Here is an 18353-nt window from a genome sequence, read left to right on the forward strand (position 1 = left end):
GAGAGGCGCGAGTGTTGAACTCGCGCCTTTTTTTTTGCTCCAAGGCAGGGAGAAGGCGGGCCGGAGCCCGCGGGTACGATCAGGAGGTTCACGTGAACAAATCAATGCTGGTGGGTGCGGTTCTGGGTGCTGTCGGTGTGACTGCCGGAGGTGCTGTGGCGACCTACAGCTTGGTGAACAAAGGGCCTGAGTACGCCCAGGTCACCGACGTGCAGCCGATCAAGCAGCAAGTGAAGACGCCGCGTGAGGTCTGCAAGGATGTCACTGTGACGCGCCAGGCGCCGGTCAAGGACCAGCACCAGATTGCCGGTACGGTGGTCGGTGCCATCGCTGGTGGCCTGCTGGGCAACCAGATTGGCGGCGGTACCGGCAAGAAGATCGCCACCGTGGCCGGTGCGGTCGGTGGCGGCTATGCCGGCAACAAGGTGCAGGAAGGCATGCAGGAGCGTGATACCTACACCACCACGCAAACCCGCTGCAACACGGTCAATGACATCAGCGACAAGGTGGTGGGTTACAACGTGACCTATTCCATCGGTGACCAGGTGGGCAAGGTGAAGATGGATCACGAGCCGGGCTCGACCATCCCGCTGGACAAGAATGGCAAGTTGGTCCTGGGGCAGAACCAGCCGGGGCAGTAAGCGGCAAGTGCCCCCCCTGTAGGAGCGGCCTTGTGCCGCGAAAGGGGCGCGAAGCGGCCCCGGGATCTTCGGCATATATCAAGATTGCCGGGGCTGCTTCGCAGCCCTTTCGCGGTACAAGGCCGCTCCTGCAGGTCATCGTGCAGGCACAAAAAAAGCACCTCGAGAGGTGCTTTTTTGTGCTCGGCAATCGGTGCTTAGCGCTTCATGTGCTCCGGCAGGTGCGGCTGGATAGCAGTCAGCACAGCCTTGAAGCACTTGATGTTGCCCGCGACGATGTGGCCCTTCTCGAGGAAGTCGTGGCCACCGTTGAAGTCGCTCACCAGGCCACCGGCTTCCTGGATCAGCAGCACGCCTGCGGCCATGTCCCACTCGGACAGGCCCGACTCCCAGAAGGCGTCGAAGCGGCCAGCGGCTACATAAGCGAGGTCCAGGCTGGCGGAGCCGGCACGGCGGATGCCGGCGGTCTGGCCGGTCAGGGCGCGGAACATGCCCAGGTAGTTGTCCAGGTCGGCCATCTGGTTGTCACGGAACGGGAAGCCGGTACCCAGCAGCGCGCCTTCCAGGCTGGTGCGCGAGCTGACGCGCAGGCGGCGGCCGTTGATCTGGGCGCCACGGCCACGGCTGGCGGTGAATTCTTCCTGGCGAACCGGGTCGACGATCACGGCGTGCTCGAGGCGACCGCGGTATTTGCAGGCGATGCTGACGGCGAAGTGCGGAATGCCGCGCAGGAAGTTGGTGGTGCCGTCCAGCGGATCGATGATCCACAGGTAATCCTTGCCTTCTTCACCGCTGCCTGCATGCAGGCCGGTCTCTTCGCCCTGGATCGAGTGGTTCGGGTAGGCCTTGCGCAGGGCCTCGACGATGACCTTCTCGGCGGCGCGATCAACCTCGGACACGTAGTCCTTGGACTGCTTTTCGTCGACTTTGATGCTATCCAGGCGTTCGATGGAGCGGAAAATCAGTTCACTGGCGCTGCGAGCCGCGCGCAGGGCGATATTCAGCATAGGCTGCATGGGAAGGTCACCTGGAGATGTTAAAGAGGAAAGCCGATCATTCTAGCAGAAATCTTTGACGACAGAAGTGTCACATTTGCTTTCATGGCGTTACGCTGGTCGGTTCTGTAAGATCGAACCCTCCTGTTTCCGCATCCGAGAGCACGACACCTTGCTGCAAAATATTCGTGTTGTTCTGGTCAATACCAGCCACCCCGGCAACATCGGCGGCGCTGCGCGTGCCATGAAAAACATGGGCCTGTCGCGCCTGGTGCTGGTGCAGCCAAAAGAGTTTCCGGCCGCGGACGCCAGCGCCCGCGCCTCGGGCGCCGACGACGTGCTGGACAACGCCCAGGTGGTCGACAGCCTCGAGCAGGCGCTGGTCGGCTGCAGCCTGGTCATGGGCACCAGCGCCCGTGAGCGCAGCATCCCCTGGCCGTTGATCGACCCGCGCGAGTGCGGGGCGAAGGCCGTGGCCCAGGCCATGGGCGGCGAAGAGATCGCCCTGGTGTTCGGGCGCGAGCACGCCGGCCTGACCAACGAAGAACTGCAGCGATGTCACTTCCACGTGCACATTCCCTCGAACCCCGACTTCAGCTCGCTGAATCTGGCCGCCGCCGTCCAGGTGCTCTCCTATGAGGTGCACATGGCCTGGCTGGCAGGGCAGGGCGCGGCGGCGAAGGTCGAGAAGGTCGAAGCCAGCGAGCTGGCGACCATGGACGAAATGGAGCTGTTCTACGACCACCTGGAAAAGACCCTGGTGGACATCGGCTTCCTCGATCCCGAGAAACCCAAGCACCTGATGGCGCGCCTGCGCCGGCTGTATGGGCGAAGCTCGGTCGAGCGTCCGGAAATGAGCATTTTGCGCGGCATTCTTACCGAGACCCAGAAGGTCGCACGGGGCGAGCCGCATAAAAGGAAGGACTGACAGATGTTCGAGCGTCTGCGTGAAGATATCCAGAGCGTTTTCCATCGTGACCCGGCGGCGCGCAACGCCTTCGAGGTCCTGACCTGCTACCCGGGGATGCATGCCATCTGGCTGCACCGCCTGGGCAATGCCCTGTGGCGGCGCGATTTCAAATGGCTGGCGCGGCTGGTGTCGAACTTCGGTCGCTGGATGACTGGCATCGAGATCCACCCGGGGGCGACCATCGGCCGGCGTTTCTTTATCGACCACGGCATGGGCATCGTCATTGGCGAGACCGCCGAGATCGGTGACGACGTGACCCTGTACCAGGGCGTCACCCTCGGTGGCACCAGCTGGAACAAGGGCAAGCGTCACCCGACCCTGGAAAACGGCGTGGTGGTCGGTGCCGGGGCCAAGGTGCTGGGCCCGTTCACCGTCGGCGCCGGGGCCAAGATCGGCTCCAATGCCGTGGTCACCAAGGCGGTGCCGGCCGGCGCCACGGCGGTGGGGATTCCGGGACGGATCATCGTCAAGACCGAGGATGACGCCGTCGAGGCCAAGCGCAAGGCCATGGCCGAGAAGATCGGTTTCGACGCCTATGGCGTCAGCGGCGACATGCCCGACCCGGTGGCCCGCGCCATCGGCCAGATGCTCGACCACCTGCAGGCCGTCGACGAGCGCCTGGAGGGGATGTGCGGCGCGCTGACTCGGATGGGCAGTGACTACTGTGCCAAGGAGCTGCCGGCGCTGCCCGACGACGACTTCGCCGCGGCCTGCGCCGAGCTGAAGCAGGGCGACACTCAGTCGCATTGATTGCGCCGGGCCGACACAAGGGGCGTGTGCTTGCGCCCCTTGTCTGCTACACTCGCGCCCGCCTCCCGCATGCATACCCGACTAAAGCACTAGGTCTAATAGTTGACTTAAATGCTCGGGAATCGCATACTCGCACACATCCTGTAACTCCCGTGGTACCCATACGCCATGCGACTGACTACCAAAGGCCGATACGCCGTGACCGCCATGCTTGACCTGGCGTTGCACGCGCAGCATGGGCCGGTGTCTTTGGCCGATATTTCCGAGCGCCAGGGCATCTCCCTCTCTTATCTGGAACAGCTGTTCGCCAAGCTGCGCCGCAGCAGCCTGGTTTCCAGCGTTCGCGGTCCGGGCGGCGGCTACCAGCTGTCGCGGGGCATGGAAACCATTCAGGTGGCCCAGGTCATCGACGCGGTCAACGAATCGGTCGATGCCACCCGTTGCCAGGGCCTGGGGGACTGCCACGCCGGTGATACCTGCCTGACTCACCACCTGTGGTGCGACCTGAGCCAGCAGATCCATGAATTCCTCAGTGGCATCAGCCTGGCCGACCTCGTCATGCGCCGCGAGGTGCAGGAAGTCGCCCAGCGCCAGGACCTGCGCCGTGTCGCAGGCCGAGTTGCCCAGCTGGACAAGATTGAGACGTCCGCCGTCGACTGAAACCGCAGCGACGAGCGACGCCACCGCCTGATAGGAGATACTCAATGAAGTTGCCGATCTACCTCGATTACTCCGCGACCACGCCGGTCGATCCCCGTGTCGCCCAGAAGATGGCCGAGTGCCTGCTGGTCGACGGGAACTTCGGCAACCCGGCCTCGCGCTCCCACGTGTTCGGCTGGAAGGCCGAGGAAGCAGTCGAGAACGGCCGCCGCCAGGTCGCCGAGCTGATCAACGCCGACCCGCGCGAGATCGTCTGGACCAGCGGTGCCACCGAGTCCGACAACCTCGCCCTGAAGGGCGTGGCGCACTTCTATCAGACCAAAGGCAAGCACATCATCACCTCCAAGATCGAGCACAAGGCGGTCCTGGACACCGCTCGCCAGCTCGAGCGTGAAGGTTTCGAAGTCACCTACCTCGAGCCTGGCGAAGACGGCATCGTCACCCCGGCCATGGTCGAGGCTGTCCTGCGCGACGACACCATCCTGGTCTCGCTGATGCACGTGAACAACGAAGTCGGCTCGATCAACGACATCGCCGCCATCGGTGAACTGACCCGTTCGCGTGGCGTGCTGTTCCACGTCGATGCCGCCCAGTCGGCCGGTCGCGTCGAGATCGACCTGCAGAAACTCAAGGTCGACCTGATGTCGTTCTCCGCGCATAAGGTCTACGGCCCGAAAGGCATCGGCGCGCTGTACGTCAGCCGCAAGCCGCGCGTGCGCCTGGAAGCCATCATTCACGGCGGTGGCCATGAGCGCGGCATGCGTTCGGGCACCCTGCCGACCCACCAGATCGTCGGCATGGGCGAAGCCTTCGCCATCGCCAAGCAGGAAATGGCCACTGAAAACGTGCGCATCAAGGCCCTGAGCGACCGCTTCTTCAAGCAGGTCTCGGACCTCGAGGAGCTGTACGTCAACGGCAGCCAGACCCAGCGCGTGCCGCACAACCTGAACCTGAGCTTCAACTACGTCGAGGGCGAGTCGCTGCTGATGTCGCTGAAGGACATCGCCGTTTCGTCCGGTTCGGCCTGCACCTCCGCTTCGCTCGAGCCGTCCTACGTCCTGCGCGCCCTGGGCCGCAACGACGAACTGGCGCACAGCTCGATCCGCTTCTCCTTCGGCCGCTTCACCACCGAAGAAGAAGTCGACTACGCCGCGCAGGAAGTCTGCAAGGCCGTGAACAAGCTGCGTGAATTGTCGCCGCTGTGGGACATGTACAAAGACGGCGTCGACATCTCCAAGATCGAGTGGGCCGCCCACTAAGCAGTCGCCGGCAAGAGCGGCTCCCTGATGAGGAAGGAATTGCACCATGGCATACAGTGAAAAGGTCATCGACCACTACGAAAACCCACGCAACGTCGGCAAGATGAATGCCGAGGATCCGGATGTCGGTACCGGCATGGTCGGCGCTCCAGCGTGCGGCGACGTGATGCGTCTGCAGATCAAGGTCAACGAGCAAGGCATCATCGAAGACGCCAAGTTCAAGACCTACGGCTGCGGTTCGGCCATCGCCTCCAGCTCCCTCGCCACCGAGTGGATGAAGGGCAAGACCCTGGACGAAGCCGAAACCATCAAGAACACCCAGCTGGCTGAAGAGCTGGCACTGCCGCCGGTCAAGATCCACTGCTCCGTGCTCGCCGAAGATGCCATCAAGGCCGCTGTTCGCGATTACAAGCAGAAGAAAGGCTTGATCTAAGTCGACTGTCGCGAGGTAAGGAGTTCCGATGGCTATCAGCATGACAGAAGCCGCCGCCAACCACATTCGCCGCTCCCTCGACGGGCGCGGCAAGGGTGAGGGCATTCGCCTGGGCGTGCGCACCACCGGCTGCTCGGGCCTGGCCTATGTGCTGGAGTTCGTCGACGAGCTCGCCGCCGAAGACCAGGTGTTCGAGAACCATGGCGTGAAGGTCATCATCGACCCGAAAAGCCTGGTCTACCTCGACGGCACCGAGCTGGACTTCGTCAAGGAAGGGTTGAACGAAGGCTTCAAGTTCAACAACCCCAACGTGCGCGGTGAGTGTGGCTGCGGCGAAAGCTTCAACGTCTGAGGCTGGCCGTGGGTACTCCTTGTCATTTCGCCCTGTTTGAGCTGCAACCCGGTTTTCGCCTGGACCTCGACAAACTGGCTGTTCGCTACCGCGAGCTGGCCCGCGAGGTCCATCCGGACCGTTTCGCCGACGCTTCCGAGCGCGAGCAGCGCGTAGCCCTGGAAAAGTCGGCGGCCCTCAACGACGCCTACCAGACCTTGCGCAGCGCGCCGCGCCGGGCCCGCTACCTGCTGGCCATCGGCGGCCACGAGGTGCCCCAGGAAGTCACCGTGCACGACCCGGACTTCCTGTTGCAGCAGATGCAGTGGCGCGAAGAGCTCGAAGAGCTGCAGGACGAAGCCGACCTCGACGGCGTCGCCGTGTTCAAGAAGCGCCTCAAGGTCGCCCAGGACACGCTGAACGAGGATTTCGCCGCCTGCTGGGATGTTGCTGCAGAGCGTGAGCAGGCCGAGCGCCTGATGCGCCGCATGCAGTTCCTCGACAAGCTCGCCCAAGAAGTGCGCCAACTCGAAGAGCGCCTCGACGATTAACCCCGGCGTTGCCCGTGATGACGCCTAAGGTACTCAGATAAGCATGGCCCTACTGCAGATCGCCGAACCCGGTCAGAGCCCCCAGCCGCACCAGCGCCGCCTGGCGGTGGGCATCGACCTGGGCACCACCAATTCTCTCGTCGCCGCCGTGCGCAGCGGGCGCAGCGAGCCGCTGCCCGATGCCCAGGGTAGTGTCATCCTGCCGTCCGCCGTGCGTTATCTCGACAACGCTGTCGAAGTCGGCCTGGCCGCGCGCGAGGCTGCCCCCAGCGACCCGCTCAACAGCATCCTGTCGGTCAAGCGCCTGATGGGGCGTGGCCTGGCGGACGTCAAACAGCTGGGCGAGCAATTGCCGTACCGTTTTGTCGGCGGTGAATCGCACATGCCGTTCATCGATACCGTTCAGGGCCCGAAAAGTCCGGTGCAAGTGTCGGCCGATATTCTCAAGGTGCTGCGTCAGCGCGCCGAGCAAACCCTAGGTGGCGAGCTGGTCGGTGCGGTAATCACCGTGCCGGCCTATTTCGACGACGCCCAGCGCCAGGCCACCAAGGACGCCGCCAAGCTGGCCGGCCTCAATGTCCTGCGCTTGCTCAACGAGCCGACCGCAGCTGCCGTGGCCTATGGCCTGGACCAGGATGCCGAAGGCGTCGTGGCGATTTTCGACCTGGGCGGCGGCACCTTCGATATCTCCATCCTGCGCCTGACTGCCGGTGTCTTCGAAGTGCTGGCCACCGGTGGTGACACCGCCCTGGGTGGCGATGACTTCGACCATGCGATCGCTGGCTGGATCATCGAGCAGGCCGATTTGTCCGCCGACCTCGGTCCGGCCACCCAGCGCCTGCTGCTGCAGACCGCTTGCGCGGCCAAGGAAGCCTTGACCGACAGTGACGCCGTCGGCGTCCAGCATGGTGCCTGGCAGGGCGAGCTGACCCGTGCCGCCTTCGAAGCCATGATCGAACCGATGATCGCCCGCAGCCTCAAGGCCTGCCGCCGCGCCGTGCGCGACAGCGGCATCGAGCTGGAGGAAGTCGGCGCGGTGGTCATGGTCGGTGGTTCGACCCGTGTGCCGCGTGTGCGCGAGGCGGTCGGCGCGCTGTTCGGCCGTACTCCGCTGACCTCGATCGACCCGGACCAGGTGGTGGCCATCGGTGCCGCCATCCAGGCCGACACCCTCGCCGGCAACCGTCGCGAAGGCGGTGAGCTGCTGCTGCTCGACGTCATCCCGCTGTCGCTGGGTCTTGAGACCATGGGCGGGCTGATGGAGAAGGTGATCCCGCGCAACACCACCATTCCGGTGGCCCGCGCCCAGGAGTTCACGACTTACAAAGATGGCCAGTCGGCCATGATGATCCACGTGCTGCAGGGCGAGCGCGAGCTGATCAGCGACTGCCGTTCCCTGGCGCGCTTCGAGCTGCGCGGCATCCCGGCCATGGTCGCGGGCGCGGCGAAGATCCGCGTGACCTTCCAGGTCGACGCCGACGGCCTGCTCAGCGTCGCGGCCCGCGAACTGGGTTCGGGGGTGGAATCGAGCATTCAGGTCAAGCCGTCCTACGGTCTGACCGACGGCGAGATCGCCCGCATGCTCAAGGACTCCTTCGAGCACGCCGGCTCCGACAAGCATGCGCGCCAGTTGCGCGAGCACCAGGTCGACGCCGAGCGCCTGCTCGAGGCGGTGCAGGGCGCCCTGGACGCCGATGGCGAGCGCCTGCTCAGCAGTGACGAGCGCGACGCGATCGAATTCCAGATGCAAGAACTACGTGATTTGCTGACCGGCACCGATGGCGCCGCCATCGAGCAACAGACCAAGCGTCTGTCGCAGGTGACCGATGCATTTGCCGCCCGTCGCCTTGATTCGACGGTCAAAGCCGCACTGGCCGGGCGCAACCTGAATGAGATCGAGGAGTAACCGATGCCGCTGGTGACATTCCTGCCGCATGAGAAGTTCTGCCCCGAGGGCTTGACCGTGGAAGTGCCGACCGGGACCAACATCCTGGAACTGGCCCACGACCATCACATCGAGATGGAAAGCGCCTGCGGCGGCGTCAAGGCCTGCACCACCTGCCATTGCATCATCCGCAAGGGCTTCGACTCCCTTGAAGAAGCGGACGAGCTCGAAGAGGACATGCTGGACAAGGCCTGGGGCCTGGAGGCGCAGTCGCGCCTGGGTTGCCAGGTGGTCGTCGGCGATGAGGACCTCACCATCGAGATCCCCAAGTATTCGCTCAACCACGCCGCCGAAGCGCCGCACTGAGGGCCTGTACATGAGTCTGAAATGGGTTGATGTACTTGAGATCGCCATCCAGCTTGCGGAAAGCAAGCCCGAGGTCGATCCTCATTACGTGAATTTCGTCGATCTGCGCGCATGGGTCATGGCCCTGCCGGACTTCGATGACGATCCGTCGCGTTGCGGCGAGAAGGTTCTCGAGGCCATCCAGGCGGCCTGGATCGAAGAAGCCGACTGAGCGCACGCCGCAGGTTAGGCAATCCCCTGGAACCCGCGTATAATTCGCGGGTTTAATTTTTCGCAACACTCATATTTCTGGAGTTTTCCATGGCTGTTCAACGTACTTTCTCGATCATCAAGCCTGACGCCGTCGCTAAAAACGTCATCGGCAAGATCACCACTCGCTTCGAAGAAGCCGGCCTGAAAATCGTCGCTTCGAAAATCAAGCAACTGTCCAAGGCCGAAGCCGAAGGCTTCTACGCCGAGCACAGCGCTCGTGGCTTCTTCGGTGACCTGGTTGCCTTCATGACTTCGGGCCCTGTCGTTGTTCAGGTTCTGGAAGGCGAAAACGCCATCGCTCTGAACCGTGAGCTGATGGGCGCCACCAACCCTAAAGAAGCTGCTCCAGGCACCATCCGTGCTGACTTCGCCGAGTCGATCGACGCCAACGCCGTTCACGGTTCGGACTCCGAAGCTGCCGCTGCTCGCGAAATCGCTTACTTCTTCGCTGCTACCGAGGTAACCACTCGCTAAGCGAAAGCTTACGGGTGAGGGTGAATCCATGACGACATCGACTGACAAGATCAACCTGCTGGGGCTGACCCTGGCGGAAATGGAACAGTTCTTCGACTCAATCGGGGAGAAGCGCTTCCGTGCCGGTCAGGTGATGAAATGGATTCACCATTTTGGCGTCGATGATTTCGCCGCCATGACCAATGTCGGCAAGGTCTTGCGCGAAAAGCTCGAGGCCGTTGCCGAGATTCGCGGTCCGGAGGTGGTCAGTGAAGACATTTCCGCCGACGGTACCCGCAAGTGGGTGGTCCGCGTTGCCTCCGGCAGCTGCGTCGAGACCGTCTACATCCCCACCGACGATCGCGGCACCCTGTGCGTGTCGTCGCAAGCCGGCTGTGCCCTGGACTGCAGCTTCTGCTCCACCGGCAAGCAAGGCTTCAACAGCAACCTCACCGCCGCCGAAGTGATCGGCCAGGTGTGGCTTGCCAACAAATCCTTCGGGACCGTCCCGGCCAAGATCGACCGCGCCATCACCAACGTGGTCATGATGGGCATGGGCGAACCCCTGCTGAATTTCGACAATGTCATCGCCGCCATGAAGATCATGATGGAAGATCTGGGCTATGGCATTTCCAAGCGTCGCGTCACCCTGTCCACCTCGGGCGTGGTGCCGATGATCGACGAGCTGGCCAAGCACATCGACGTGTCGCTGGCCCTGTCGCTGCACGCGCCGAACGACGAACTGCGCAACAAGCTGGTGCCGATCAACAAGAAGTACCCGCTGAAGATGCTGCTGGAGTCGTGCATGGGCTACATGTCCACCCTCGGCGGCAAGCGCGTGCTGACCATCGAGTACACCCTGCTCAAGGATGTCAACGACCAGCCCGAGCATGCCGCGCAGATGATCGAACTGCTGCGTGATGTGCCGTGCAAGATCAACCTGATCCCGTTCAACCCGTTCCCGCATTCGGGCTACGAGCGACCGAGCAACAATGCCATCCGTCGCTTCCAGGACCTGCTGCACCACGGCGGCTTCAACGTGACCACCCGCACCACCCGCGGTGACGACATCGACGCCGCCTGCGGTCAGCTGGTGGGTCAGGTCAACGACCGTACCCGCCGCAGCGAGCGCTACATCGCCGTGCGTCAGCTGGCTGCCGACGAGCCGCAAGACAGCGCTGCGCGCCCCTGACGAGCACCTGCCCCATGAGCCTGCGCGCCGCGCTGTCGATCCTGACGCTTTCGCTGCTGGCCGGCTGCGTGTCCGGCGGCGCGGGCGACCCCCTGGCCAGCCGCCAGGGGCGTGAGGCGGCGGGGCAGGCCTACGTGCAGTTGGGGCTGGGGTATTTGCAACAAGGTTTGACCGAGCGCGCCAAGGCACCGCTGGGCAAGGCCCTGGCCCTGGACGCCCGTGACGCCGAGGCTCATGCAGCACTGGCCCTGGTGTTCCAGGCCGAGGATGAGCCCGCATTGGCCGGCGAGCACTTCGCCAAGGCCTTGGCCATCCGCCCGGATGACACACGAATCCGCAACAATTACGGCAGTTTCCTATATGCTCAGGGCCGTTTCGACGAAGCCCGGGCGATGTTCCTCCAGGCTGGGGCCGATACCCTGTATCCTGAGCGTTCCCGCGTGTACGAGAACCTGGGGCTCACCGCCCTGAAGCAGGGGCAGGGTGATCAGGCGCGTGCCTACCTGGAAAAAGCCCTTCGGCTCAATCCGCGGCAACCGAAGGCATTGCTCGAAATGGCTGAGTTGTCCTACGAAAACAGGCATTATGTGCCGGCCCGGGATTACTACGATCGATTCAGCCAGCTGAGTGACCAGGATGCCCGCAGCCTGCTGCTCGGCCATCGCCTGGCACTCGCCCTCGACGAACAGGGCACCGCGACCCGTTTGGGCCAGCAATTACAACGACTTTATCCCGGTACGCCGGAATATCAGCAATACCTGTCGGAGCAACGATGAAAGCCGCGCACACTGAAGTAGCAGCAGCGACTCGCCAGAACCCCGGTGATGTCTTGCGCCAGGCCCGCGAAAAACGCGAATGGAGCCAGGCCGAGGTCGCTCGCAAGCTCAACCTCACGGTATCTTCGCTGAACAACCTGGAAAACGGCGCCTTCGACAAGCTGCCCGGGCACACCTTCGCCCGTGGCTACATCCGCGCCTACGCCAAGCTGATGGACATGGACCAGGCGCCTCTGGTCGAGGCCTTCGACCAGATCACCGGCACCCACGCCCAGGGCAGCGAAGTGCACGCCCTCGGCCGCATCGAAGAGCCGGTGCGCCTGTCGCACAACATCCTGCGGGTGGTCAGCCTGTTGCTGCTGGTCGCGGTGGTCGGCGGTGGTTTCTTCTGGTGGCAGGACCAGAGCAGCCTGCGCGGCAAGGACCTGGCCAAGATCGCCCTGGAGCACGTCGAGGTCGAGAGCGCCGACGGCACCACGCAAATTCATCCGCTGGACGAGCCGGAAGACCAGGCCGTGAGCGAAGGCCAGCAGCCCGAGGGCCAGGCCCTGCCACTGGAGCCGAACGCTACCGAGCAGGCGCCGGTCACCGAGGCCCAGGCGCCAGTTGCGCCTGTGGCACCCGCCGCGCCAGCCACCAGCGCGGCACCGGCACCGACGGCCGCCGCACCTGTGGCACCGGTTGTCGCGCCAGCCGCTCCTGCAGTGGCCGCGCCTGTCGCCGCCGCGCCAGCCGCCCCCGTCGCTTCGAGCGCACCGGCTGCGCCCGCTGAAGTCGCCCCGGCCGGCAGCGCCAAGGTCCATATCCAATTCACCGCCGATTGCTGGACCCAGGTCACCGACGGCAACGGCAAGGTGCTGTTCAGCGCCATCAAGCGCAAGGGCGACAACCTGGAACTGACCGGCAAGCCACCGTTCGCGGTGCGCCTGGGCTTCGCCCGCGGCGCCCAGGTGAGCTACAACGGCCAGGCGGTCGATGTCGCCCCGTTCACCAGTGGCGAAACCGCTCGCCTGAAGTTGGGACAGTAAGTCATGCACGGCGAATCTCCGATCAAACGTCGCGAATCCCGCAAAATCTGGGTCGGCAATGTGCCGGTGGGTGGCGATGCGCCCATCGCGGTGCAGAGCATGACCAACACCGACACCAACGATGTCGCCGCCACCGTGGCGCAGATCCAGCGCCTGGTCGATGCCGGCGTGGACATCGTGCGGGTCTCGGTGCCGGACATGGACGCCGCCGAGGCGTTCGGCAAGATCAAGAAGCTGGTCAGCGTGCCGCTGGTCGCCGACATCCACTTCGACTACAAGATCGCCCTGCGCGTGGCCGAACTGGGCGTCGACTGCCTGCGCATCAACCCGGGCAACATCGGCCGTGAAGACCGTGTGCGCGCCGTGGTCGACGCGGCCCGCGACCGCGGCATCCCGATCCGCATCGGCGTCAACGCCGGTTCCCTGGAAAAGGACCTGCAGAAGAAGTACGGCGAGCCCACCCCGGCGGCGCTGGTCGAGTCGGCGCTGCGCCATGTCGAGCACCTCGACCGCCTGGACTTCCAGGACTTCAAGGTCAGCGTCAAGGCCTCCGACGTGTTCATGGCCGTCGAGGCCTACCGCCTGCTGGCCAAGCAGATCATCCAGCCGCTGCACCTGGGGATCACCGAAGCCGGCGGCCTGCGCTCGGGGACGGTGAAATCCGCCGTCGGCCTAGGTATGCTGCTGGCCGAAGGCATCGGTGACACCATCCGCATCTCCCTGGCCGCCGATCCGGTCGAGGAAGTGAAGGTCGGCTACGACATCCTCAAGTCGCTGCACCTGCGTTCCCGTGGCATCAACTTCATCGCCTGCCCGAGCTGCTCGCGGCAGAACTTCGATGTGGTCAAGACCATGAACGAACTGGAAGGGCGCCTGGAAGACCTGCTGGTACCGCTGGACGTGGCGGTGATCGGCTGCGTGGTCAACGGCCCGGGCGAGGCCAAGGAATCGCACGTGGGCCTGACCGGCGGCACGCCGAACCTGGTCTACATCGATGGCAAGCCATCGCAGAAGCTGAACAACGACAACCTGGTCGACGAGCTGGAAAAGCTCATCCGCCAGAAAGCGGCCGAGAAGGCCGAGGCCGACGCGGCGCTGATCGCCCGCGGCTGAGACACAGATTCGTAAGGACTACTCGTGAGCAAATCGCTGCAAGCCATTCGTGGCATGAACGACATCCTGCCCGACCAGTCGCCGCTGTGGCGCTATTTCGAGGGCACCGTGGCCGGCTTGCTGGACAGCTACGGCTACAGCCAAATCCGCACGCCGATCGTCGAGTTCACCGAGCTGTTCAAGCGCTCGATCGGTGAAGTCACCGATATCGTCGAGAAAGAGATGTACACCTTCCAGGACAACAAGGACTCGCTTACCTTGCGTCCGGAAGGCACCGCCGCTTGCGTGCGCGCAGTGCTCGAGCACGGCATCATCGGTAATGGCCAGGTGCAGAAACTCTGGTACGTGGGCCCGATGTTCCGCCACGAGCGCCCGCAACTGGGACGCTACCGCCAGTTCCACCAGATCGGTGTCGAGGTCTTCAACCTGGCCGGCCCCGATATCGACGCCGAACTGATCATGCTCACCTGGCGCCTCTGGGCGTTGCTGGGTATTCAGGACGCGGTGACCCTGGAGCTCAACAGCCTGGGCACCAGCGAAGCCCGCGCGCGCTATCGTGATGCACTGGTCGAATTCCTGTCCCAGCGCATTGATCAGTTGGACGAAGACAGTCAGCGCCGCCTGAAGAGCAATCCGCTGCGTATCCTCGACAGCAAGAACGAAGGCACCCAGGCCGCCCTGGTGGGCGCGCCGAAGCTCGAAGAGTACCTGGACGAAGAGTCCCGCGTGCACTTCGATGGCGTGAAGGCCCGTCTTGACGCTGCCGGCATCCCGTTCGTGATCAACACCAAGCTGGTGCGCGGCCTGGATTACTACAGCAAGACCGTGTTCGAGTGGGTCACCGACAAGCTCGGTGCCCAGGGCACGGTCTGCGCCGGTGGGCGCTACGATGGCCTGGTCGAGCAGATGGGCGGCAAGCCGACCGCCGGCGTTGGCTTTGCCATGGGGATCGAGCGTCTGCTGCTGCTGATCGAAACCCTGGGCCAGGTGCCTGAGTCGATCAGCCGTACCATCGACGTTTACCTGTGCGCCTTTGGCGAGCAGGCGGAGCTGGCTGGTCTGAAGATCAGCGAGCAACTGCGTGATCGTCTGCCGAACCTGCGCCTGGCAGTCAATGCCGGTGGCGGCAACTTCAAGAACCAGTTCAAGAAAGCCGACAAGAGCGGCGCGCTGTTCGCGCTGATTCTGGGCGACGACGAGCTCGAGAAGCAGCAGATCGGCCTGAAGCCCCTGCGTGGCCAGGGCGAACAACAGAACATTGCCTGGGATGCGCTTGCCGCGCACCTGGAAACCGCGATCGCCCAGGCGTGACGCGGTCTGACAACGAATAGGCGAATAGGAGTATTGGGGTGTCGAGTACCGATGATGAGAGCCTGGCAGCAGCCAAGGACTGGTGGAACCGCAACGGCAAGCCGCTGCTGACCGGCGCCCTGCTGGCCGGCGTGGTGGTGTTGGGCTGGCAGACCTGGCACAAGTACCAGGCCAACCAGTCCCAGGGCGCCTCGGTGCTGTATCAGGCGCTGCTGGAAACCTCGTTGACGCCTGACGGCAAGCCCGACGCGAGTAAGGTTGCCGAGCTTTCCGGCAAGCTCAAGAGCGAGTTCGGCGGTACCGCCTACGCCCAGTACGGCAGCCTGTTCGTGGCCAAGGTCGCGGTCGAGAGCGGCAAGCTTGACGATGCGGCCAGCGAGCTCAAGGGCGTGCTGGACAAGCCGGCCGACGCCACCCTCGGCGAGATCTCGCGCCAGCGCCTGGCCCGCGTGCTCGCGGCCCAGGACAAGGCCGAGGACGCGCTCAAGCTGCTCGACGGCGACACCGACAAGGCCTTCCTGGCCAGCCGCGAAGAACTCAAGGGCGACCTGCTGGTACAGCTGGGCCGCGCCGACGACGCGCACAGCGCCTACGAAAAAGCCAAGGCCGCGCTGTCCGACGACGCCGCGATCGGTGGCCTGCAACTGAAGCTGGATGACCTGGCCAAAGGGGACGCCTGAAGTGAAGGGTTGGAAACAAGCAGCAGTGCTCACCCTCGCCGTGCTGGCGGCGGGTTGCAGCAGCAACAGCAAGAAGGAACTGCCCCCGGCCGAGCTGACCAAGTTCACCGAGGAAGTGGTGCTGAAGAAGCAGTGGAGCCGTTCGATCGGTGACGGCCAGGGTGAGACCTACAACACCCTGGTACCGGCCATCGAGAACGACCGCATCTACGCCTCCGACGTCAACGGCGAGGTCTTTGCGCTGAACCGCATCACCGGCGACGTGGTGTGGAAGAAGGACCTCGAGCTGCCGGTTTCCGGCGCCGTGGGCGTGGGCTACGGCCTGGTCATGCTGGGAACCCTCAAAGGCGAGGTCATCGCCCTGGATTCCAGCACCGGCGAGGAGCGCTGGCGCTCGCGCGTCAGCAGCGAAGTGCTGGCGCCGCCGGCCAACAACGGCGACGTGGTGGTGGTACAGACCCAGGACGACCGCCTGGTCGGCTTCGACGCCGCCACCGGCGACCGTCGCTGGATCTACGAGAACAGCCCGGCCGTGCTGACCCTGCGCGGCACCGGCGCGCCGGTGGTGACCAACCGCCTGGCCGTGGCCGGCCTGTCCACCGGCAAGGTGGTGGCGGTCGACATCAGCAACGGCGTGCCGGTGTGGGAGAGCCGCGTGGCGATTCCGCAGGGCCGTTCCGAGCTGGACCGGGTGGTGGACATCGACGGCGGCCTGCTGCTGTCCGGTGGTACCCTGTACGTCGGCACCTACCAGGGTCGCGTCGCCGGCCTGGAGCTGGAAAGCGGTCGCGTGCTGTGGCAGCGCGATGCCTCCAGCTACGTGGGTGTCGCCCAGGGCTTCGGCAACGTCTACGTAAGCGAAGCGTCGGGTACCGTGCAAAGCGTCGACGAGCGTTCCTCCAGCTCGCTGTGGAGCAACGACTCGATGGCTCGCCGTCAGCTGTCGGCGCCGGAAGTGTTCTCCAGCTATGTGGCGGTGGGCGACTTCGAAGGTTACCTGCACCTGCTCAGCCAGGTCGATGGCCGCTTCGTCGGCCGTGAGCGTATCGACAGCGATGGCCTGCGCGCCCGACCCCTGGTGGTCGGCGACACCATCTACGTCTTCGGCAACAGCGGCAAGCTCGAGGCACTGACCATCCGCTGAAGCTATGCTTGAGCTCGCTCGCGGGCTCAGGCCGCGGCGCATGAAGCGCCGCCCGAACTCCGGCCGCTGCCTTGCAGCGGCCTTTGCATTTTCAAGAATTCAAGAGTGGAGAGCCGCATGGTTCCCGTAATCGCCCTGGTGGGCCGGCCGAACGTCGGTAAATCCACCATGTTCAACCGCCTGACCAAGACCCGCGACGCCATCGTCGGTGACCTGTCGGGCCTGACCCGTGACCGCCAGTACGGCGATGCCAGCTGGCAGGGTCGTTCGTACATCCTCATCGACACCGGCGGTATCACCGGTGACGAAGTGGGCATGGACGAGAAGATGGCCGAGCAGTCGCTGATGGCCATCGAGGAAGCCGACTACGTGCTGTTCCTGGTCGATGCCCGTGCCGGCATGACCGCCGCCGACCAGATGATCGCCGATCACCTGCGCAAGCGGAACAAGGAAGCGATCCTGGTCGCCAACAAGATCGACAACATCGACCCCGATATCGCCCGCGCCGAGTTCTCGCCGCTGGGCATGGGCAACGCCATTCCGGTGGCGGGCTCCCAGGGCCGTGGTATCAACGCCCTGATGGAGTCGCTGCTCGGCCATATTCCCCGTGATCCCGAGGAAGAAGCCCTCGACGAGGATGTCGCCGAAGGCGAGGAAGCCACGCGCATCCCCGGCCCGAGCGAGAAAGACGGTATCAAGATCGCCATCATCGGCCGCCCCAACGTGGGCAAGTCGACCCTGGTCAACCGCATGCTCGGCGAAGAGCGCGTGGTGGTGTACGACCAGCCGGGCACCACCCGCGACAGTATCTACATCCCGTTCGAGCGTGATGGCGAGAAGTACACCTTCATCGACACCGCCGGCGTGCGCAAGCGCGGCAAGATCCACGAGGAAGTCGAGAAGTTCTCGGTGGTGAAGACCCTGCAGGCGATCAAGGACGCCAACGTGGTGATCTTCGTCATGGACGCCCGCGAAGGCGTGGTCGACCACGACCTCAACCTGCTGGGCTTCGCCCTGGACGCCGGCCGCGCCGTGGTCATCGCCCTGAACAAGTGGGACGGCATGGAGTCGGGTGAGCGCGACTACGTGAAGACCGAGCTGGAACGCCGGCTGTTCTTCGTCGACTTCGCCGACATCCACTTCATCTCGGCGCTGCACGGCACCGGCGTGGGCCACCTGTACAAGTCGGTGCAGGCCGCGTTCAAGTCGGCGGTCACCCGCTGGCCGACCAGCCGCCTGACACAGATCCTCGAAGACGCCATCAGCGTGCACCAGCCGCCGCTGGTCAACGGTCGCCGGATCAAGCTGCGCTATGCCCACCTCGGTGGCGCCAACCCGCCGCTGATCGTGATCCACGGCAACCAGACCGACAAGATCCCCAACTCCTACTCGCGTTACCTGGAGAACACCTACCGCCGGGTGCTCAAGCTGGTCGGCACGCCGATCCGCATCGAGTACAAGGGCGGTGACAACCCGTTCGAGGGCAAGAAAAACACCCTCACCGATCGCCAGGTCAACAAGAAGCGTCGCCTGATGTCGCACCACAAGAAGGCCGAGAAGAAG

General features: G+C 64.2%; 20 protein-coding genes and 1 pseudogene. 20 read left to right on the forward strand and 1 reads right to left on the reverse strand.

The annotated features are described in order from the left end of the window. Positions 1 to 92 precede the first annotated feature (92 nt). Positions 93 to 641: a glycine zipper 2TM domain-containing protein gene (locus POF53_RS10510; RefSeq protein WP_050704355.1), complete on the forward strand. Its 549-nt coding sequence runs from the start codon at positions 93 to 95 to the stop codon at positions 639 to 641. A gap of 197 nt (positions 642 to 838) precedes the next feature. Here POF53_RS10510 and suhB read toward each other — a convergent pair whose 3' ends face one another. After that, a complete protein-coding gene (suhB, locus tag POF53_RS10515) occupies positions 839 to 1657 on the reverse strand; it encodes a type III secretion system regulator SuhB (RefSeq protein WP_110735793.1) in 819 nt (272 codons plus the stop codon). Positions 1658 to 1808: 151 nt separating this feature from the next. Between suhB and trmJ the strand changes: the two genes are divergently transcribed. The 19 genes and pseudogenes from trmJ to der form a co-directional block, all read left to right on the forward strand. Then, positions 1809 to 2564 (forward strand): tRNA (cytosine(32)/uridine(32)-2'-O)-methyltransferase TrmJ, encoded by a 756-nt coding sequence (gene trmJ, locus POF53_RS10520; RefSeq protein ID WP_498967603.1) that lies wholly within the window; start codon positions 1809 to 1811, stop codon positions 2562 to 2564. 3 nt (positions 2565 to 2567) lie between these two features. Further along, a complete protein-coding gene (cysE, locus tag POF53_RS10525) occupies positions 2568 to 3356 on the forward strand; it encodes a serine O-acetyltransferase (RefSeq protein ID WP_028689587.1) in 789 nt (262 codons plus the stop codon). Positions 3357 to 3524: 168 nt separating this feature from the next. Further along, entirely contained in the window at positions 3525 to 4016 is a 492-nt protein-coding gene (gene iscR, locus POF53_RS10530) for a Fe-S cluster assembly transcriptional regulator IscR (RefSeq protein WP_050704358.1), read from the forward strand. Positions 4017 to 4060: 44 nt separating this feature from the next. Then, positions 4061 to 5275: an IscS subfamily cysteine desulfurase gene (locus POF53_RS10535; RefSeq protein WP_232855676.1), complete on the forward strand. Its 1215-nt coding sequence runs from the start codon at positions 4061 to 4063 to the stop codon at positions 5273 to 5275. A gap of 46 nt (positions 5276 to 5321) precedes the next feature. Then, complete coding sequence (iscU, locus tag POF53_RS10540) at positions 5322 to 5708, forward strand: Fe-S cluster assembly scaffold IscU (protein ID WP_007929523.1); 387 nt, start codon at positions 5322 to 5324, stop codon at positions 5706 to 5708. Positions 5709 to 5736: 28 nt separating this feature from the next. Continuing rightward, complete coding sequence (gene iscA, locus POF53_RS10545; protein WP_023630636.1) at positions 5737 to 6060, forward strand: iron-sulfur cluster assembly protein IscA; 324 nt, start codon at positions 5737 to 5739, stop codon at positions 6058 to 6060. Between the two features lie 8 nt (positions 6061 to 6068). Continuing rightward, positions 6069 to 6590 (forward strand): co-chaperone HscB, encoded by a 522-nt coding sequence (hscB, locus tag POF53_RS10550; protein WP_110735787.1) that lies wholly within the window; start codon positions 6069 to 6071, stop codon positions 6588 to 6590. 43 nt (positions 6591 to 6633) lie between these two features. Further along, a complete protein-coding gene (gene hscA, locus POF53_RS10555; protein ID WP_498967610.1) occupies positions 6634 to 8496 on the forward strand; it encodes a Fe-S protein assembly chaperone HscA in 1863 nt (620 codons plus the stop codon). 3 nt (positions 8497 to 8499) lie between these two features. Next, positions 8500 to 8841: an ISC system 2Fe-2S type ferredoxin gene (fdx, locus tag POF53_RS10560; protein ID WP_028689592.1), complete on the forward strand. Its 342-nt coding sequence runs from the start codon at positions 8500 to 8502 to the stop codon at positions 8839 to 8841. Positions 8842 to 8857: 16 nt separating this feature from the next. Then, positions 8858 to 9052 (forward strand): Fe-S cluster assembly protein IscX, encoded by a 195-nt coding sequence (gene iscX, locus POF53_RS10565; protein ID WP_498967644.1) that lies wholly within the window; start codon positions 8858 to 8860, stop codon positions 9050 to 9052. An 89-nt stretch (positions 9053 to 9141) separates the two neighbouring features. After that, a complete protein-coding gene (gene ndk / locus POF53_RS10570; protein WP_011532343.1) occupies positions 9142 to 9567 on the forward strand; it encodes a nucleoside-diphosphate kinase in 426 nt (141 codons plus the stop codon). Between the two features lie 28 nt (positions 9568 to 9595). Further along, positions 9596 to 10738, forward strand: a complete 1143-nt coding sequence (gene rlmN, locus POF53_RS10575) for a dual-specificity RNA methyltransferase RlmN (protein WP_028689594.1) — start codon at positions 9596 to 9598, stop codon at positions 10736 to 10738. A 14-nt stretch (positions 10739 to 10752) separates the two neighbouring features. Further along, positions 10753 to 11514, forward strand: coding sequence for a type IV pilus biogenesis/stability protein PilW (gene pilW, locus POF53_RS10580; protein ID WP_203650719.1), 762 nt, complete (start codon positions 10753 to 10755; stop codon positions 11512 to 11514). After that, on the forward strand, positions 11511 to 12542 hold the full coding sequence (locus tag POF53_RS10585; RefSeq protein ID WP_234560413.1) for a RodZ domain-containing protein: 1032 nt from the start codon (positions 11511 to 11513) through the stop codon (positions 12540 to 12542). The genes pilW and POF53_RS10585 overlap by 4 nt, the downstream gene beginning before the upstream one ends. 3 nt (positions 12543 to 12545) lie before the next feature. Next, entirely contained in the window at positions 12546 to 13655 is a 1110-nt protein-coding gene (gene ispG, locus POF53_RS10590) for a flavodoxin-dependent (E)-4-hydroxy-3-methylbut-2-enyl-diphosphate synthase (RefSeq protein WP_011532347.1), read from the forward strand. Positions 13656 to 13679: 24 nt separating this feature from the next. Next, on the forward strand, positions 13680 to 14966 hold the full coding sequence (hisS, locus tag POF53_RS10595) for a histidine--tRNA ligase (RefSeq protein ID WP_186712888.1): 1287 nt from the start codon (positions 13680 to 13682) through the stop codon (positions 14964 to 14966). Positions 14967 to 15004: 38 nt separating this feature from the next. Beyond that, positions 15005 to 15646 carry a tetratricopeptide repeat protein gene (locus POF53_RS10600; protein WP_203650721.1) on the forward strand — a complete coding sequence of 214 codons (642 nt, stop codon included), beginning with the start codon at positions 15005 to 15007 and terminating at the stop codon, positions 15644 to 15646. A gap of 25 nt (positions 15647 to 15671) precedes the next feature. Beyond that, on the forward strand, positions 15672 to 16790 hold the full coding sequence (gene bamB, locus POF53_RS10605; protein WP_498967615.1) for an outer membrane protein assembly factor BamB: 1119 nt from the start codon (positions 15672 to 15674) through the stop codon (positions 16788 to 16790). A gap of 117 nt (positions 16791 to 16907) precedes the next feature. Beyond that, positions 16908 to 18284, forward strand: a pseudogene (gene der, locus POF53_RS10610) (ribosome biogenesis GTPase Der); the annotation flags it as partial. Between the last annotated feature and the right edge of the window lie 69 nt (positions 18285 to 18353).

This window comes from Mitsuaria sp. RG, from assembly GCF_028369275.1.
In the GTDB taxonomy this organism is placed as follows: Bacteria; Pseudomonadota; Gammaproteobacteria; order Pseudomonadales; family Pseudomonadaceae; genus Aquipseudomonas; species Aquipseudomonas peradeniyensis.

Bases quoted from the DNA above. Each gene is read 5' to 3' on its own strand.
- suhB (WP_110735793.1), bottom strand. From the start codon at position 1,657: ATGCAGCCTATGCTGAATATCGCCCTGCGCGCGGCTCGCAGCGCCAGT.
- cysE (WP_028689587.1), top strand. From the start codon at position 2,568: ATGTTCGAGCGTCTGCGTGAAGATATCCAGAGCGTTTTCCATCGTGAC.
- iscR (WP_050704358.1), top strand. From the start codon at position 3,525: ATGCGACTGACTACCAAAGGCCGATACGCCGTGACCGCCATGCTTGAC.
- POF53_RS10535 (WP_232855676.1), top strand. From the start codon at position 4,061: ATGAAGTTGCCGATCTACCTCGATTACTCCGCGACCACGCCGGTCGAT.
- iscU (WP_007929523.1), top strand. From the start codon at position 5,322: ATGGCATACAGTGAAAAGGTCATCGACCACTACGAAAACCCACGCAAC.
- iscA (WP_023630636.1), top strand. From the start codon at position 5,737: ATGGCTATCAGCATGACAGAAGCCGCCGCCAACCACATTCGCCGCTCC.
- hscA (WP_498967610.1), top strand. From the start codon at position 6,634: ATGGCCCTACTGCAGATCGCCGAACCCGGTCAGAGCCCCCAGCCGCAC.
- fdx (WP_028689592.1), top strand. From the start codon at position 8,500: ATGCCGCTGGTGACATTCCTGCCGCATGAGAAGTTCTGCCCCGAGGGC.
- ndk (WP_011532343.1), top strand. From the start codon at position 9,142: ATGGCTGTTCAACGTACTTTCTCGATCATCAAGCCTGACGCCGTCGCT.
- rlmN (WP_028689594.1), top strand. From the start codon at position 9,596: ATGACGACATCGACTGACAAGATCAACCTGCTGGGGCTGACCCTGGCG.
- pilW (WP_203650719.1), top strand. From the start codon at position 10,753: ATGAGCCTGCGCGCCGCGCTGTCGATCCTGACGCTTTCGCTGCTGGCC.
- POF53_RS10585 (WP_234560413.1), top strand. From the start codon at position 11,511: ATGAAAGCCGCGCACACTGAAGTAGCAGCAGCGACTCGCCAGAACCCC.
- ispG (WP_011532347.1), top strand. From the start codon at position 12,546: ATGCACGGCGAATCTCCGATCAAACGTCGCGAATCCCGCAAAATCTGG.